Origin of the sequence: Dactylosporangium vinaceum (assembly GCF_019904175.1) — a bacterium.
GTDB lineage: Bacteria > Actinomycetota > Actinomycetes > Mycobacteriales > Micromonosporaceae > Dactylosporangium > Dactylosporangium vinaceum.
The window spans coordinates 7196578-7212239 of record NZ_CP061913.1 but is presented as its reverse complement, the minus strand read 5'-3'; the positions used below and the strand labels follow the sequence as shown (position 1 = coordinate 7212239).

14 protein-coding genes are annotated in these 15662 nt (G+C 73.3%); 7 read left to right on the top strand and 7 right to left on the bottom strand.

The window, feature by feature from the left end:
- The first annotated feature begins 3 nt into the window (after positions 1–3).
- From Dvina_RS32140 to Dvina_RS32130, 3 genes are all read left to right on the top strand, one after another.
- Positions 4–1659 (top strand): SpoIIE family protein phosphatase, encoded by a 1656-nt coding sequence (locus Dvina_RS32140; RefSeq protein ID WP_246656613.1) that lies wholly within the window; start codon positions 4–6, stop codon positions 1657–1659.
- 160 nt (positions 1660–1819) lie between these two features.
- A complete protein-coding gene (locus tag Dvina_RS32135) occupies positions 1820–2506 on the top strand; it encodes a Type 1 glutamine amidotransferase-like domain-containing protein (protein ID WP_223093044.1) in 687 nt (228 codons plus the stop codon).
- Positions 2507–2599: 93 nt separating this feature from the next.
- Positions 2600–3703, top strand: coding sequence for an AI-2E family transporter (locus Dvina_RS32130; protein WP_246655453.1), 1104 nt, complete (start codon positions 2600–2602; stop codon positions 3701–3703).
- Between the two features lie 42 nt (positions 3704–3745).
- On the opposite strand, the gene Dvina_RS55345 is transcribed toward Dvina_RS32130, so the two are convergent.
- On the bottom strand, positions 3746–3880 hold the full coding sequence (locus tag Dvina_RS55345; RefSeq protein ID WP_281428116.1) for a hypothetical protein: 135 nt from the start codon (positions 3878–3880) through the stop codon (positions 3746–3748).
- Between the two features lie 150 nt (positions 3881–4030).
- Here Dvina_RS55345 and Dvina_RS32125 point away from each other — a divergent pair, with 150 nt between their 5' ends.
- Positions 4031–4492 (top strand): cupin domain-containing protein, encoded by a 462-nt coding sequence (locus tag Dvina_RS32125; RefSeq protein WP_223093043.1) that lies wholly within the window; start codon positions 4031–4033, stop codon positions 4490–4492.
- 251 nt (positions 4493–4743) lie between these two features.
- On the opposite strand, the gene Dvina_RS32120 is transcribed toward Dvina_RS32125, so the two are convergent.
- Positions 4744–5637: a glycosyltransferase family 2 protein gene (locus tag Dvina_RS32120; protein WP_223093042.1), complete on the bottom strand. Its 894-nt coding sequence runs from the start codon at positions 5635–5637 to the stop codon at positions 4744–4746.
- Between the two features lie 155 nt (positions 5638–5792).
- On the opposite strand from Dvina_RS32120, the gene Dvina_RS32115 reads away from it, so the two are divergent.
- A complete protein-coding gene (locus tag Dvina_RS32115) occupies positions 5793–6155 on the top strand; it encodes a hypothetical protein (RefSeq protein WP_223093041.1) in 363 nt (120 codons plus the stop codon).
- Positions 6156–6223: 68 nt separating this feature from the next.
- On the opposite strand, the gene Dvina_RS32110 is transcribed toward Dvina_RS32115, so the two are convergent.
- Complete coding sequence (locus Dvina_RS32110; protein WP_223093040.1) at positions 6224–7291, bottom strand: hypothetical protein; 1068 nt, start codon at positions 7289–7291, stop codon at positions 6224–6226.
- Between the two features lie 22 nt (positions 7292–7313).
- Positions 7314–9644 (bottom strand): glycoside hydrolase domain-containing protein, encoded by a 2331-nt coding sequence (locus Dvina_RS32105; protein ID WP_246656612.1) that lies wholly within the window; start codon positions 9642–9644, stop codon positions 7314–7316.
- Between the two features lie 296 nt (positions 9645–9940).
- On the opposite strand from Dvina_RS32105, the gene Dvina_RS32100 reads away from it, so the two are divergent.
- Complete coding sequence (locus tag Dvina_RS32100; RefSeq protein WP_223093038.1) at positions 9941–10243, top strand: helix-turn-helix transcriptional regulator; 303 nt, start codon at positions 9941–9943, stop codon at positions 10241–10243.
- Positions 10244–10333: 90 nt separating this feature from the next.
- Complete coding sequence (locus Dvina_RS32095) at positions 10334–11191, top strand: DUF6671 family protein (RefSeq protein ID WP_223093037.1); 858 nt, start codon at positions 10334–10336, stop codon at positions 11189–11191.
- Positions 11192–11236: 45 nt separating this feature from the next.
- Here Dvina_RS32095 and Dvina_RS32090 read toward each other — a convergent pair whose 3' ends face one another.
- The 3 genes from Dvina_RS32090 to Dvina_RS32080 are packed head-to-tail and all read right to left on the bottom strand — an operon-like array spanning position 11237 to position 15656.
- Positions 11237–11560, bottom strand: a complete 324-nt coding sequence (locus Dvina_RS32090) for a P-II family nitrogen regulator (protein ID WP_223093036.1) — start codon at positions 11558–11560, stop codon at positions 11237–11239.
- Positions 11560–14103 carry a DUF2309 domain-containing protein gene (locus Dvina_RS32085; protein ID WP_223093035.1) on the bottom strand — a complete coding sequence of 848 codons (2544 nt, stop codon included), beginning with the start codon at positions 14101–14103 and terminating at the stop codon, positions 11560–11562. The genes Dvina_RS32090 and Dvina_RS32085 overlap by 1 nt, the downstream gene beginning before the upstream one ends.
- Complete coding sequence (locus Dvina_RS32080; RefSeq protein WP_223093034.1) at positions 14100–15656, bottom strand: proton-conducting transporter transmembrane domain-containing protein; 1557 nt, start codon at positions 15654–15656, stop codon at positions 14100–14102. Before Dvina_RS32080 ends, Dvina_RS32085 begins: the two co-directional genes overlap by 4 nt.
- Between the last annotated feature and the right edge of the window lie 6 nt (positions 15657–15662).

Sequence of the window (15662 nt, the reverse complement as noted above, 5' to 3'; positions counted from 1 at the left end):
GGGATGCGCCCCGGGCGGCGTCTCCTGCTCACCGCCGGCCTGCTCCTGCTGCTGCTCGGTAGCGCGTGCTCGGTTCTGATCTACCGGCAGCACGAGCGGGCCCGGGAGGCTGCGCTTGCCGACGCCGCCGGCCGGGCCCGGCTGGCCGCGATCGAGGTGTTCGGCTACCGCCTCGGCATCGTGCGGAGCCTGCAGACGCTGGCCACGGACCCCGCGCTGCGCGGCGCGGCCCCGGCCGCCGTGCAGGCCCGGCTCGCGAATGCCGGCGTGTCGTTCGAAGGATTGACCGGCGGTCTCGCCTGGGCCGACGCCGGCGGCGTGGTCCGGGCCTCCACCGGCGCCGCGGCCGGCGCGCCCACCGAAGCCGAGTGGAGTCCGCAGGCCCTGGGCGACAGCGCCTGGATCGTGACCCCGGCGCTGCACTCCGCGAGCTTCACCGGCGAGGTCCTGATCTTCGCGGTACCGACCCGCGACGACACGGGCCGGATCACCGGCGTGCTGGCGGGCGGCTGGGGGCTCGACTTCGTCCGGGCCGTCACCGACGAGCGCAATGCCACGCTCGGAGACGAGCTGTACGGCTCGAATGCGGAGCTGTTCGTCGTCGACCGCGACGGACGGCTGATCGCCGGGCCGGGGATCGGTCGTACCCAGCCGATGCCGCCGGCCGTCGGCGCGGTCCTCGAAGCGAACCGGCAACGTTTCGCCTACGGCGCCCGGCCGATGCCGACCGGGCTCGACGGCCGGCCGGACCAGGTCGTCGCCTTCGCCCGCTTCGAGCCCTTCGGTGAAAGCGTCGTCGTGCAGCGGCCGGCCGCGGCGACGTTCGCGTCCGCCGACGGGGCCATGCGCCGAGAGGCCACCGAGCTCGGCGCCGTCCTGCTGGCCATCGGCGCCGGCGGCATCTGGCTCGCCCGGCGCGTGGACCGCCTCGACGCCCCTCGCCGGTCGCACATCGGTGCGGCGAACGCCCTCGCCTGGCGGGTCCAGCGATCATTACTACCCCAGACGGTGCCGGCCGACGTCCTGGTGCGCTACCAGCCGGCCTCCCGTCCGATCGCCGTCGGTGGCGACTGGTACGACGTCCTGCCGCTCGGCCCGTCCGGCACCATGCTGATCATCGGCGATGTGGCCGGGCACGATATCGACGCCGCGCTGGTCATGGGCCAGCTGCGCACCGCCGCCGCAGTCCTCGCCGAGCAGGCCGACGGGCCGGCCGACATGCTGCACCGCCTCGCCCAACACGTCGACCGTGAGCGGCAGCCGACGCTCACCACGATGTTCTGCGCCATGATCGACGAGACCACCGGCGACATCCGGTACGCATCGGCCGGCCATCCTCCCGCGCTGCTGCGCCGGCCGGACGGAACGGTGCAGCGACTCGACGGCGCCCCCGGACCGGCCCTCGGCATCGGGCTGGACAGCTTCCACGAAACATCCATCCACGCCGCTGGAGCCACCCTCCTGCTCTACACCGACGGCCTCATCGAACGCCCCGGTGAGGACCTGTACTCCGGCATGGACCGGCTCGCCACCGCCTTCGGGCGCCACAACCCGCTCGACAGCGGCGGAGTCGACGACATCCTGGCCGACGTCCTGCGCGGCGCCGAGCCGACCGACGACATCGCCATCCTCGTGTTCCCGGTGCCGACCGTCACCTGACCATGGCCCGCAGGACCCGGCCGGTCACCGCCTCCGGGTGATGGCCGGACGGCCACCGGCGGATGACCCGTCGATGCGCCGCTCGGGTCGACGCGTGGAATGCTGGTGCCTGTGGACGCCGTGACCGTCGTCAGGTGCCGGCGTCAGGGGGAGTGGAGTCGTGAAGTTCCTGCTCACGTCGTCGGGCATTCGCAACCCGAGTATCGCCGACGCGCTGGTCGACCTCCTCGGCAAGCCGATCGCCGAGGCCACGGCCCTGTTCATCCCTACCGGTGTCTACCCCTTTCCCGCTGGGAGTGAGCGGGCGTGGCAGGCGATCCAGGGCCGGGCCACGATCCCGCTGGTCCAGTTGGGCTGGAAGTCCCTGGGGCTGCTGGAACTCACCGCACTGCCGAGCGTCCGCGAGGAGCACTGGGTCCCGGCGGTCCGGGCGGCCGATGCTCTCCTCGTGTGGGGCGGCGATGTGCTGTACCTGACCTACTGGCTGCGCCAGTCGGGCCTGGCCGGCCTCCTGCCGTCGCTGAGCGACACGGTCTGGGTCGGGGTCAGCGCGGGGAGCATCGCCGTGACCCCGTACAACTGCGACGCCGAATTCAACCGCGGCTTCGTCCCCGAAGGCAGCGACATGGCGCAGGACGCGGACCGGGCGCTCGGGCTGGTGGATTTCACGCTGTACCCCCACCTCAATCACCCCGACATGGAGGGCACCAGGCTGTCCGACATCCAGAGGTGGGCATCCGAGATCCCGGTCCCGACCTACGCCATCGACGACGACACCGCGATCAAGGTGGTGGATGGCACAGTAGCCGTCATCTCCGAAGGCGACTGGACGCTGATCAACCCCTGACCCTGCCCGCGCGCGTTTGAACGCCCCATGACGGGTCATCCGGGAAGCATGATGACAAGCCGCCGCGAGGATCGTTCGGTCGCGCGGACGACGATGACGGTGATCGGGCTGGTGCTGGCCACCGGGCTCGCGCTGCTGCTGGTGTACGAGACGCGGCAGGTGCTGACCTGGATGGTGATCGCCGCGTTCTTCGCCACGGCGCTGTACCCGGCCGTGAACTGGGTCGAGCGCCGCGCCGCATGGTGCCGCCGCTGGCTGGCGACCCTGCTGGTGTTCCTGGCGTTCCTCGCCGTCCTGGCCGGCGTCGTCACGCTGTTCGTGGTGCCGCTCGCCCACGAGGCCGTGCGCCTCGCCGATCAGCTCCCGGGGGTGGCCAACGACGTGCAGCGCGGCCGCGGCCCGATCGGCTCGCTCGTCGAGCAGTACCACATCCGGCAGTACATCGCCGACCACCGTGACCAGCTGCAAGGCTACGTCCGCGGCCTGGGCGCGCCGACGCTCGCGTTCCTGCGTGGGGCCGCCACCACCGTCGCGGGCGTCATCACGATCTTCGTGCTGGCCTACCTGATGGTGCTGGAGGCGCCGAAGCTCGTCGACGGGTTCCTGGCCCTGTTCCCCGAGCGCCGAGCCGAGCGCATCCGGCGCGTCGGCGCCGACTGCGCCCGCAGCGTCACCGGCTACATCACCGGCAACCTGCTCATCAGCGTCATCTGTGGCCTGGCCACCTACGCCGTGCTGTTCTTCACCGGCGTCCCCTATGCCGGGCTGATCGCCGCGTTCGTGGCCATCGCCGACCTCATTCCCCTCGTCGGCGCGACCCTCGGCGCTGTCGTCGCCGTCGGTGCGGCGTTTCTGCACTCCACCACCGCCGGCATCGTCGTGCTCGTCTTCTTCGTCGTCTACCAGCAGGTCGAGAACCACCTCCTGCAGCCGATCATCCTGGCCCGCACCGTCGCGCTGAACCCCCTCGCGGTCCTCGTGGCCATCCTCGTCGCCGTCGAGCTCGCCGGCATCCTCGGCGCGCTCCTGGCCATCCCGGTCGCGGGCATGATCCAGACCATCGCGCGCGACGTGTGGAACGAGCGGCAGGGCCGCCTCAAATCGCACCCGACCGTCGGCCCGCAGGAAACACCGGCCGACGTCGCCGACCCGCCGGAGGCCGGGCCCGGCGGCAACCAGCCCCCGGTCCGGGCCTGACCGGAGCCGCGCCACCATCCATCGCTCGCGGGATGCGTCGTCCTACGCCCGACGGGCCTCGCGGATCATCCGGTAGGACCGCTGCAGGTGCACGACCCACACGGCGGCCAGCTCACGGGCCACTTCGAGCGTTCCGTACGTCCGGTCCTCCGGGGTCCAGCTGCTGATCACCACCATGCGCAGAAGTCTGTCCACCGAACAGTGCAAAACGGTTGCCCGAGCCGAAGCAAACTGGAAGCAGCGGACGGGCACTGCTCCCTCGCTCATCCGCCTGACCGCCGCGCAGCCGGGACAGCGGCTCAGACGATCGGCTGAGATCATGTGATCATGCATGACTCGGTACGGGCGGTGCTGAGCCGCCCTGGTGACGGCGAGCTCATCGAGGCCGCCGGGGTCGAGCACCTGTTCCGGCTCACGGCCGCGCAGACCGGCGGGCGGTTCGGGTTCGAGGAGTTCACCCTGGCTGCGGGGATGCTGGGCGCTCGGCCGCACGTGCACCACGCCCATGACGAATTCTTCTACGTCCTGGACGGCGAGCTCACCGTCCACGACGGCGATGGCGAGACGACCGTCGGCCCGGGACACCTGCTGGCCGCACTGCGCGGCGCCCCGCACGGCTTCCGCAACGCCGGCGACCGGCCCGTACGCGGGTTGTGCCTCTACACGCCCGCCGGCTACGAGAACTACTTCCGCCAGGTCCACGCCGCGGTCGCCGCCGGCGCGGTCGTCGACGATGACATGCTCACCGAGTTCCGCAGCCGCTTCAACACCACCCCATACCTGCAGTGAATGCCGACTGGGTCCGGCTGTAGCACCACGCTGGTCGTGTTGCGTCGACGCTTCGGTCGCTACAGCGGGGGAGGTCGGCCATGTCGCTTACGAGCAGTGACGCACAGTCTGCTCTGATCGCCGGCCGCCCGGTCGATAGTTGACGTGCCCCTGCCGCCCGCCCGGCCGGTCAGTTCAGGGGCCGCGCAGTGTCACGGCTCGGGCCCGCACATGTTCGAGGGCGCCGGTGATCGCCACTGCAGCGGCACGAATCAGTGCGGCGCGGTGGAGTATCCAGCGGCTGCCTCCATCGCCGCGAGTGTCCTGAGCTCGCGTTCGACATCGGCGGGAACCGGGTTTCGACGGACCAGCGCCCCGGGCAGCCGTTGGAGCAACTGCACAGCGGCCCGACGGGCGGCCGGATCGGCGCCGGCCGCCCGCAGCAGCCGTGCCGTCTCGGCCACAGCGACCCGCGCAGGACGGCGCATCCATGCGGTGAGGACACCATTGCGCAAGGCCAGCAGCCGTTTCGCGGTCCCGTCGCCCACGTCGGGCGAGGGGTGATGGTATGCGACCACATCGTTGCAGTAGGCCAGGCCGTGGCCGCCGGTGCGTAGGTCCAGGGCGACCCGGGCCTCCTCGCCCATGAAGAACACGACCGGGTCGAAGCCACCGCAAGCGAGGAACGGCTCCCGGCGGACCACTGCTGCGCAGGCCAAGAAGCCCAGGACCGAAGGGCCCGGGAGGTCATCTGCGACCCCCAGCGGCGCCTGGACCATGAATGCCGACATCGGGTCGAGCCGCTCGGCCGGGCCGACGAGCGTGCGCGCTGCGATGAGCGCGAGCCGGGGCGCATCGTCGAGGTGCCGAGCGGCCCGGGTCAACGCGCCGGGCGCCCACCACGAGTCGTCGTCCGCGAAGGCGACGTAGGGGGTGGTGGCCGCGGCGACGCCGTGATTGCGTGCGACCGCGCCGGCGTTGCGGCCCAGGGCCAGGACCCGCGCCTGCGGGAAGCTCCCGGCGACCATGTCCGGGGTGCCGTCGGCCGAGCAGTTGTCAACGACGATGACCGCGGGCGGAGCGGGGTGGGCGTGCAGTGCGTGCAGGGTGCGCTCCAGGCTGGCCCGCCGGTTGCGGGTGGCGATCACGACAGTGACCTCGGGCATGGTGATGCCAGTGTCCAGCCTGGCAACGCTCAAACCGCCGCAACGGTGCCTGGTCAGCGCGCGACCCAGCTCTTGGCGCAACACGAGGCGGCCAAGCGCACAACATCCTGATCGGGCCGATCGCCCGACTCAGCGGCTGGGATAGAGTGACGGCCATGGATCTTGACGCGGGGGCGCGGAGCCGGGCGGGCCGTACTGTCCTGCTGTGGTGGTATGCGGCGTACCTGGCCGCGGCCGTGGCGGTGGTGCTCTGGTACCTCACCGGGCTGTCGGCGGCGGCGTCGGACCGGCCGTGCGGCTCGGGCGACTTCTGGTGCGGCGGCGGCAACGGGTCGCTGGTGGTGCTGCTCGTGGTGGTCGGCGTGCCGGTGCTGGCCGGCTGCCTGGCGGTGTCGTGGGTGCTGCTGCGGGTCGCCCTGCCCCGGGTGCCGTCCGCGGCCCTGGCCGGCTCGCTCGCCGCCGTCGCCGGCCCTGTGCTGCTGGTGCTGCTGGGGTACGGGCTGCTGCACGTCTTCTGAGGCCGGCCGCCGAACGGGAACGAAGCCGGCACCGGGGTGCCCGCGCGGCGCCCCGGTGCCGTCGCGCGTCAGCCCTCGACCGGGCCCCAGACCGAGTCGAGCCGGGTGAGCGTGTGCCGTCCGGTCTGCCGCTGCGCCGGGTCGGTGCCCATCGCGGCCAGTGTCACAAGCGGCTGCTTGACCGCCGGCAGGTTCGCCGGCGGGGTGAGCAGTGCGACCCCCAGGCTGATCTCCAGTACGTCACCCCGGTCCAGCCGCACCGGCGTGCGCCACAGCGTCTCGTAGACCGACGTGCTGCGGACCGTGGAGACGAGGTCGGTGCGGTCCTTGAGCGGCTTGTCGTTGAGCCGCAGCGCCGTCACCTTCACCTCGCTGACGAGCGCGGGGTCCAGGGCGACGGAGAACGCCACCGGCACCGGCGTGCGTCCCGGGCCGACCGCGAGCACGCGGAGCAGAACGGGGTAGTGGTAGACGAACTCCCCGGCGCTGTGCCGTCCCCACGCGCCGCTGAGCTCCAGGCCCCACGGTACCCGCGCCGCCGCCTTGGTCTTCGGCGGGCCGGCCCGCAGGCTGCGCCGCACCCGGGGGGAGCCGGCGGTCGCGCCGAGCTCCACGGTCGCCTCGGCCGGGTCGCGGACCAGGTCCGCGGGGTAGCGGGCGGCGTTGGCGGCGGCGACGACCAGGACGGCCGCCGGCTGGCCTTCCCTGAGTGCGGGCAGCGCCTCGCCGAGGGTGACGGTGACCTTCAGCAGCCCGGTGGCGGCGTCGCGGGCCACGGTGCTCGCCGCCTTCACCCGGCGCGGGCCGAGGGTCAGCAGCGCCGCGCCGGCGGGCGTGTAGACGCGCCTGTCGAAGGAGAGCTCGATGGTGGTGCCGGCGGGCAGCTCGGCGCCGGTGTTGAGGATCCGCACCGCCAGCTGCCGGGGCACGGTCGCGCCGGTCGTGCGGTCGCCGGCCAGTACCGTGACCGGATCTTCCGACAGCGGCTCCAGGGTGACAGGTGTGAGGCTGTGGTCCGGGTCGGCGTGGGCCGCGGTGGCGGGCAGCACCACCTGCACCGTGCCGACCCCGGCGAGGAGCCCGGCGACGGTGAGCACCCGGCGGCGGGACAGGCCGCGCTCGGCATGGTCGGTCATGCTCTTCACATCCTTCTCGGGCTCAGGAGTAGGTGGCACGGGCGACCACGACGTCGGCGAACGCTCGGGAGACACCCTCGAACACGGCGTCGCTGACCAGGCCGATGGCGAGCGTGCCGCCCTCCCGCTGCCAGAACAGCGCCCGGGCGACGTCCAGCAGGTCGTCTCCGGTCTGCACGAACATGCCCTTGGCCGCGGCCCGCAGGACCGTCAGATCGCCGTTGAAGCGCTGCGTGTAGAACTGCGAGAACCGCGACGAGGAGACCGCCGGGTTCGAGTAGTACGACCGGAAGATCTCCGACAGTCTGCGGCGGTCGCCGGCGTTGTACGCGGTGCCGAACACGAACGCGTCGACGTCGGCGAGATAGTCGCTGAGGTTGAAGAAGCCGACGTCGCCGTCCGGCGCTATGTGGGCCGCGGACCACTCGTAGGCGTCGGCGTCGGGCAGCCCCGTGTTGGTGAACTGGGCGAGGGTGCTGAGCAGGTCGCCGCCCCAGCCGCCGAAGTCCTGCAGACTGACCACCCGGCGGTCGCCGTCAAGCGTGTGGTTGAGCACCGCGCCGTAGACCGCGCCGAAGTGCTCCGGCTCGGTGTCGCGGAAGAGCTTCGGGTCGCGCAAGGAGGCCATGTCCGGGCGGCCCGGGTACGTCTTCACGTAGTCGATGAAGCCGCGGTCGATCTCGCCGAACGTCGTCCCGGCCCCGGGGCCGTCGTTCTTGCCGCTGCGGATGCGCAGGTACTGCGCGGTCAGCTCCTGGGTCGAGCGGTCGTGGTGGTTCAGGTCCCACCACTGCTGGGCGCGGGCCTCGACCCAGATGAGGTACGTGTAGAAGGCGTCGTTGTAGTCGCGCGGTCGGGTCACGCTGCTCACCCCGACGTCGCGGCCGGACGCGACGTCCCGGTCGATCTCCAGCGCGCCGGCGGTGCCCTGGCTGCCGCCGATCCAGGTGTTCTTGATCTGGTCGAACGCCCAGTTCTCCGGCAGCCTGAAGCCCATGTTGCCGCTGTAGCCGGTGGACATGTCGCTGACGAAGCTGCAGGTGGCGTAGCCGGACTCGGCCAGCTTCAGGCAGACGTTGCGGGTGCCGTAGACCCCGACGGCGTAGGAGCCGTCGCCGCGCAGCGCGTTGCTGACGCCCCGGAAGTGCGGGATGATCAGGCTCTCGATCTCCGAGGCGAGGGCGTCGAAGTCGACCGAGAAGTAGATGACCGTGCCGTACGGGATGCCGAGCTCGTGCGCCTTGGCCACCGCCGCCTGGCCGGCCGCGCCGCCCTGGCCGTAGCTGAAGTAGGCGGGGCCGTCGCCGAACTCCTGGTAGAGCGGGAAGAACGACAGCCCGGCGTCGTTGATGAGCGCGATCTCCGAGCTGGTGAGGATCTTCGTGGTGCCGCCGCTGAGGTAGCGGCCGACGTACTGGATGCCGGCGTTCTTCACCGTCGCGACGGTTGCGCTGGTGAGCGGCAGCGCGCAGTCCATCGCCGTCGCGGCGCGGTCGGGGTTGCCGGTCGACTGCAGCAGCGACATCCAGGTGTCGAAGTCACCCTCACCGGTGCGTTGGAGCTTCGCGAACTCCTGGAACCGGCTCGTCACGCCGGTGATCCGGCTGTCGAAGGTGGCGAGGGCGTCGTCCCAGTGCCCGTCGTAGCCGTTGAACATCAGCGCGGCCTTGAACAGCAGGACGAACCCCGACCCGGCCGGGTCGCTGCGACCCTCCCTGATGTAGGCCTGGGTGGCCAGCCCCGACCGGGTGTTGGGCCCGACGACACCGTTGGCGGTGCCGTCGGCCATGCCGAGGCGATACTGGATGGCGAGGATCAGGTTGTTCTGCACGCCTCGGGAGAAGATCCCGTCGCAGGGGCTGATGTAGAAGTCGCGCCGGGTGCTGAACATCCGGTTCATCCACTGCTGCGCCTGGCGGATATAGGTGTCGCCGCCGGAGATCAGCACGTAGGCGTCCATCGTGAGCAGCGCCTTGAACACCTTCGGCGAGATGGTGTCCTGCGGGGTCAGCCCCATGTCCTGGGTCATCGACATGACGCCGCCGATGGTCCGGGTGCCGAAGAAGCCGTCGACGTCGCCGCCGGTGTAGCCCTTGCAGTACAGCCCCGCCTCGGCGATCGTGCGGATGTTGTTGTTCGGCGAGAGCTGGCCGACGCTGCCGAACGCGGTGAGCCGGGCGAAGGTGGTCGGCCCGAACGAGTCGGACAGCGACGTGATGCCGAGTTCGACCTGCAGCGCCCTGGTCAGCGAGAAGATCGTCTGCCAGCCGGTGCTGCCGTCCTCCGCGCAGCGGTTGTAGCCCGGCACCGACCCGTAGGTCGCGTTCACCCACCGTTGCGCCTTGAGCACCATCTCGTCCACGCGATCCCCGTTTCTCGCTGCGCCCCCGCGGCCTGCACCCGATCGGGCGCAGGCGGCAACCGTCGATCGCCCGGCCCGCTCGGCAGCGTCGGTATCGATGGTGATGGAAGTCGTCGAGGACGACCCTATGCCCGCAACTGGCCGCCCATCGGCCCGTAGACAGTGAAGAACGTCACTGTAACGGGTGGGACCTGGTGGGCTCGGCGGCGGCGGTGTCCGGTCCGCCACTGCGCGGCGGGCGTCGGTGCGATGCTCGTTTCATGAATCGCGGTGCGTATGCTCGCAGCATGCCGACCGCCGCCGACGAGCGCCCCACCTGGACCTTCCTGAGCAACCACGGCCACGTCCTGCTGGCGCTCGCCCGCGACCCCGAGGCCCGGCTGCGTGACGTGGCGGCTGCGATCGGCATCACCGAGCGCGCCGCCCAGGCGATCGTCGCCGACCTCGAGGCCGCGGGGTACCTGCAGCGGGAGCGGGTCGGTCGGCGCAACCACTACACGATCAACGCGGACGCCCCGTTCCGTCATCCGGCCGAGCGGGACCACGCGATCGGCGAACTCATCGCCATCTTCGTGCGCGGCGACGGCTGAGCGCTCGACGTCCGGCTCGCCGCTGGTTCCGGCTGTGACCGGCGCTCGTGGCCGGCCGGTGGGGGCGTGATGAGGTGGAAGGGAGGCCCAATGCGTGATCCGTCGGCGTACCTCGGGGCCGAGGTCGTCTTCGCCACCCGGCATGGCAAGGAGCGTCAGGTCGCGGGCGTCTTCGCCTGCCTGCTGGGGTCCGTCGTCACCGCGCCGCCGGACCTGGACACCGACCGGTTCGGCACGTTCACCGGCGACGTCGCCCGCTGCCTGCCGCCGCTCGAGACCGCACTGGCCAAGGCGCGCCTGGGCCTGGCCGAGACCGGCCTCCGCCAGGCGCTGGCCAGCGAGGGCAGCTACGGCTCGCTGCCCGGCCTGGGGTGGCCGGGCCACGAGGAGATCCTGCTCTTCCTCGACGACGCCCGCGGCTGGTACATCATCGAGGGTCATCGCGGTGTCGCGATCCCGGGCGTCGCGCGGACGGTGGCCGGCCTCGACGAGCTGCGGCCTCATCTGCCGGCGCTCGGCTGGCCGGGTCAGGCGCTCGTCGTCCGGCCGCACGCCACCGGTACCGCCGCATCGGACCCGGTCGTCAAGGGCGTCACCGACCTGGGGGAGCTCGCCGCGGCGATCCACCGCGCCGGGCTGCGCTCGCCGGACGGGCGGGCCACCGTCGAACCCGACCTGCGGGCCATGCACAACCCGACGCGCCGGGCGGTCCTGCGGCGGCTCGGGCGGCGCATGGCCCTCCGGCTCGCCACCCGCTGCCCGGCCTGCGCCACCCCGGGCTACGGCCGCACCGCCTTCGAGGCGGGGCTGCCGTGCGCGGACTGCGGGCGGCCGACCGAGCGGCCGCGCGCCGACGTGCACACGTGCCCCGCCTGCCGGCACACCACGACGGTCCCGCGCGGTGAGCGGGCCGCATCGCCCGGTGAGTGCCCGGACTGCAACCCGTGACCGAACGGCGAGGGGTCCACCGGACGGTGGGCGCCGGGCCTGACGTCAGCCGAAGTACTCGGGCCGGCTCACGTGCGTCTCCGAGACGAACATGACGCCGGAGGTCTGTCCCAGCAGCTGGCGCAGGCCGGTGACCAGCGCGTCCACCTTCTCGTCGGGCAGGACGGTGATCAGCAGCCGCAGCGTCGCCTGCTGGTTGAACAGCAGCCGGCCCTGGTGGTGACCGTGGTGACCGAGGCCTGACACGCCGCTGACGGCGGTGTACCCGGTCGCGCCGGCGGCGTGGAACAGGCTCTCCACCGCGGCGGCTTCGTCGCCGGCGACGACGACCTCGATCTTCGTCATGCGGGTGAGTCCCGGTCGGTCCATCAGGTGTGCTCCTGCTCTCGGGGGTCGGTGCCGGTCCAGGGTCGCCAGCCGTCCCGGCCGTAGCGCTGCCACGCCTCGCCGGGCCGCTCGCGGGCGGTCAGTGCGATCCACTCGCCGTGGATGAGGCGGCGCAGGACCGGGTTGCGCTCGACGATGCCCGCAATCCGGTCGAGCGGTGCCTGGACGACCGCCAGGAGCCGCATCGGCTCGTGCACGAGGTCGTCGCCGTAGCCGACCGACTGCCAGGGCAGTCCGAGGCGCAGGTCCCCGTCGTGTCCACTGAGGACACCGATGGCGCCCACGGCGTTGTGGATCGTCTTGGTGCCGGCGCCGAAGACGTCGGGCTCCACGCTGGAGAAGTAGTACTGCGCGTTGATCCACTGCGCGACGACAAGCGGCGCGGTGAGGATTGTCTCCAGGGCGGTACCGTCGAGGTCGGCCTCGGCGTCGTAGGAGTGCAGGAACACCCGGCGCTCCAGGTCGAGGCCGGCGGTCAGCGAGCGCGGGCCGACGATGAACGCGGCGTTGCCCGCGAGCCCCCATTCCGGGTAGACCTGCGCCCAGTCGTCCGCGCGGGCCCGGACCCGGCGGATGAGCCGCCGACCTTTCCGGCCGCCGGCGCCGGGCAGCGCGGCACCGCGCTCGGCGGCCAAGGCGGCCCCGGCGCGGGCCAGATCCCGCGCGAGCCGCTGCACGTCGCCACGGTGGCGCTCGGGGATCAGGTGGGCGTCGAGCAGGACGACCCGGTCGGTGGTGGTGTCGTGCTCGGCCGCGACGAACCAGGTGTCGGCCGGGATGACGACGTCACGGGCGGCGAGCCCCGTGCGGACCTCGGCGTCGTTGAGCACGGCGGCCGCGGTGCGGGCGTTGGGGCCGCCCCGGTGCCCGCCGCAGGCGCCGCAGTCCAGGGCCGCCTGGAAGGGGTTGTTCTCGGTGGTACTGCCGTGGGCGCAGAGCACGACGACGCGGGCCATGCGACAGCTGAGCCCGATGGTGCTCAGCAACGCCTGGGCGTACAGCAGCCGCTCCTCCAGCGGCACTGACTCGTTGGCGTCGAGCCGGCCGGGGACGGGCGGGGTCACGGCGCCCCGCAGCCGCTGCCGCAGCCGGGCGGTGGTGACGGGCAGGGCGGTCCGGGCCGCCGCGAGTGGGCCGGCGACCCAGCCGGAGAGCTCTGCCAGCGCGAACGGGCTCAGGTGGCCGTCCTTCGCGGCGTGCCACGCCGTGTCGGCCGCCGCCACGACCTGCACGCCCGCCCCGCCGCCTCCGGCCGCCGGGTCCGCCGGCCGTTCGCTGATCAGGTGGGCGGGTGAGATCAGCGCCGGGCACAGTGCCGGCTGGACCGCGCCGTCGAGGCCGCGGAAGCCGATCGGCATGGCGAAGAACCCGGCGAAGCCGTACGTCTCGTAGTCGCCCTGGGCCTCCAGATGGCGGCGCAGACCCTCCGAGCGCACGTCGATGCAGCACACGACCTGCGCCGCCGGTCGCCTACGAGAGGCCGGCCCGGGCCGGTCCGGCAGGCGACGCAGCAGGCGGGTGCGGTAGTGGTGCTCGTACGCCTCCAGCCACACCAGGTCGGCCGGCGGTGCGGGGTAGCGCGCCAGGACGCCGGCCGCGGCGGCGAGCTGCTCGGCGGTCGCGGCGGCGCCCAGGGCGGCGGCGACCGTGGCCGCGCGTCGCTGCGCCGGGGGTACCGCCGCCGGCTCGTCGAGCGCCGGATCCTCGGCGCCGGGGGACGGCGGGAGCAGCAGCGACTCGTAGGTCAGCCGCATCGCCAGGTACTCGACGAGGTCCATGCGCCCGCCCCGCTCGGCGTGCCAGCGCACGTGCGCCGCCCAGCCGGGCATCCGCGTCAGGTCGGCCCGCAGGTACGCGACCCGATCCGCGGCGTCGACGCCGAGCCGGTCCAGCGCCGCGCCGAGGGCGTCCTCGGCCTGCTCGGGCAGCCGGCGCAGGGCGGCCCGGGCCGGGCGGGGGAGGGTGGCGTCGCGGAAGGCCAGGTCCCGCCATGCGGCGTAGAAGCGACCGCCGCGGCCCGGCATCGGCCAGGCGGCCGGATCGCCGAGAAACGCCGCACACCAGCGCGTGGTGTACGCGTCGACCTGCCGCGCCACGGCCGGTGCGGTGCGTTCGCTGCGGGTGTGGTGCCGCCGCCGGGGCCGCGGTGCGGGCGGTGCCGCGAGCAGCTCCAGCCGTAGCAGGTCCGCCGCGGTCAGCGCCGTCTCGCCGAGCCGCACGACGGGCTCCGCGCGCAGGCCCGGACAGCGGTGGGTCAGGGCGGCGGTCAGGTCGGCGTCCGTGATCCGCCCGGCCCGGTAGGCGGCCCGGATCACGGCATCGGGCAGGGTGCCGCGCGCGCCGTACCATTCGCCGCTGCACCGCAGCGCGTCGGCGAACGGTCGCACCTCGAGCCCGGCCAGAGGGTTGACGGCGATGAAGGAGTGCAGCGGATGGTGTACCGGCAGCACGCGCCCGGCCAGGAGGACGTCGCTGCGCAGGGCGGCGCGCGCGGCCGGCCGGGCGGCCTCGGTGGTGATGGTCATGACGGCGTCCCTACAGCGATCGGATCGGCGGTGCGGTGGACGACGGCGGCGGCGGTCCGTCCGGCCGCCGGGCGGGGCCGGTCGCCGCGACCGCTGACGAGCAGGTTGACGTAGGCCGCCTTGTGCCACGCGGCCAGCGGCCCGCCGGCGCGGTGGCGCAGCAGGGCGGCGATGAGCGACACGCCGGCGACGGCGGCCACGACGGCGCCCGCGGCGGGCCGCGCGCCCCCCGGCAGCGCGAGGAACGTCGTGACCGCGTGGGCGGCGGCCACGTAGGTGAACGCGGCCGTGGCCACCGCGGCGACGACGCCGAGCGCGGCGGCCGGCGTGGCCCGGCGCCGCAGCCAGCCCAGACCCAGCGCCGTCACGCACGCCCACACGAAGACGGCCAGCACCGCTCCGCCCGGGTACGGCCGCCAGGCCTCCGCGGCCGTGACGCCGGCGGCCGCCGCGACCGCGACGACCGCGCCGAGTGCGCGCCGCCGCCACGTCATCGCCGGGGGAGGGACGCCCGCGGCGGCGCGGACGGCGCCCCGCACGGCGTATCCGGAGCCGAGGAAGAGCGTCGCCTTGTACAGCCCGTGGGCGACGATGTGGAACACCGTGAGCGCGGGCCAGCCGAGCCCGGCCGTCATCATCATGAACCCCATCTGGCCCGTCGTGGCGTACGCCAGGCCTCCCTTGACGTCCGCGCGGAGCAGCATCATCGACGTGCCGTAGACCAGGCTCACCGCGCCGGCCGCGACGGCCAGGTACAGCACGGCCGGGGCGGCGCCGGTGATCGGTGCCAGCCGGACCAGCAGCACGCCGCCGCCGTTGACCGCGCCGGCGTGCAGCAGCGCCGAGACCGGCGTCGGCGCGGACAGGCTCGCCGGGAGCCAGCGGTGCCACGGCACCTGCGCGCACCGGGTGAGCGCCGCCACCACGATCAGCCCGGCGACGGCCGCGGCCCAGCCACGGTCGCCGGCTACCTGTGCCGGCAGGCCGTGCCGCAGGTCGACGGAGCCCCACCGGATCGTGGCTGCCCCGACGGCGACCCATAGCGCGCTGTCGCCGACCGCGAACGTACGCAGCGCCTGCCGGGCCCCCGCCCGAGCGGGCGCCAGCCGCGGGTAGACCCGCAGGAGCAGCACGAGCCCGGCGCCGGCGAGGGTCCATCCGGCCGCCACTGTCACGAGCGTGGCCCCCGTCGCCAGGACGGCGGAGCCCATGGTCAGCAGCCCGGTCGCGGCGATGAACCGGCGCCGGCCGCGGTCGCCGGCGAGGTATCGGCCGGCGAAGCCCTGCGCGGTCGCGCTGACGGTCATGATGAGGATCAGCAGCAGCGCGGCGAGCCGGTCCACGACCAGGCCGAGCCAGACCCTGCCGGGCCGCGCGACGACGACCGCCTCGACGGCGCCGTGCCGGGCGGCGACGACCGCGAACCCGCCCGCGAGCACCAGCAGCGCCACCGCGACCCCCGTACCCGCCAGGCCGAGGCCTCGCACGGCGCGCCCGCGGACGGGCAGCACCGCCAGCGACACCACACCGGGCAGCAGGACCGTCGCGAGCACAAGCCC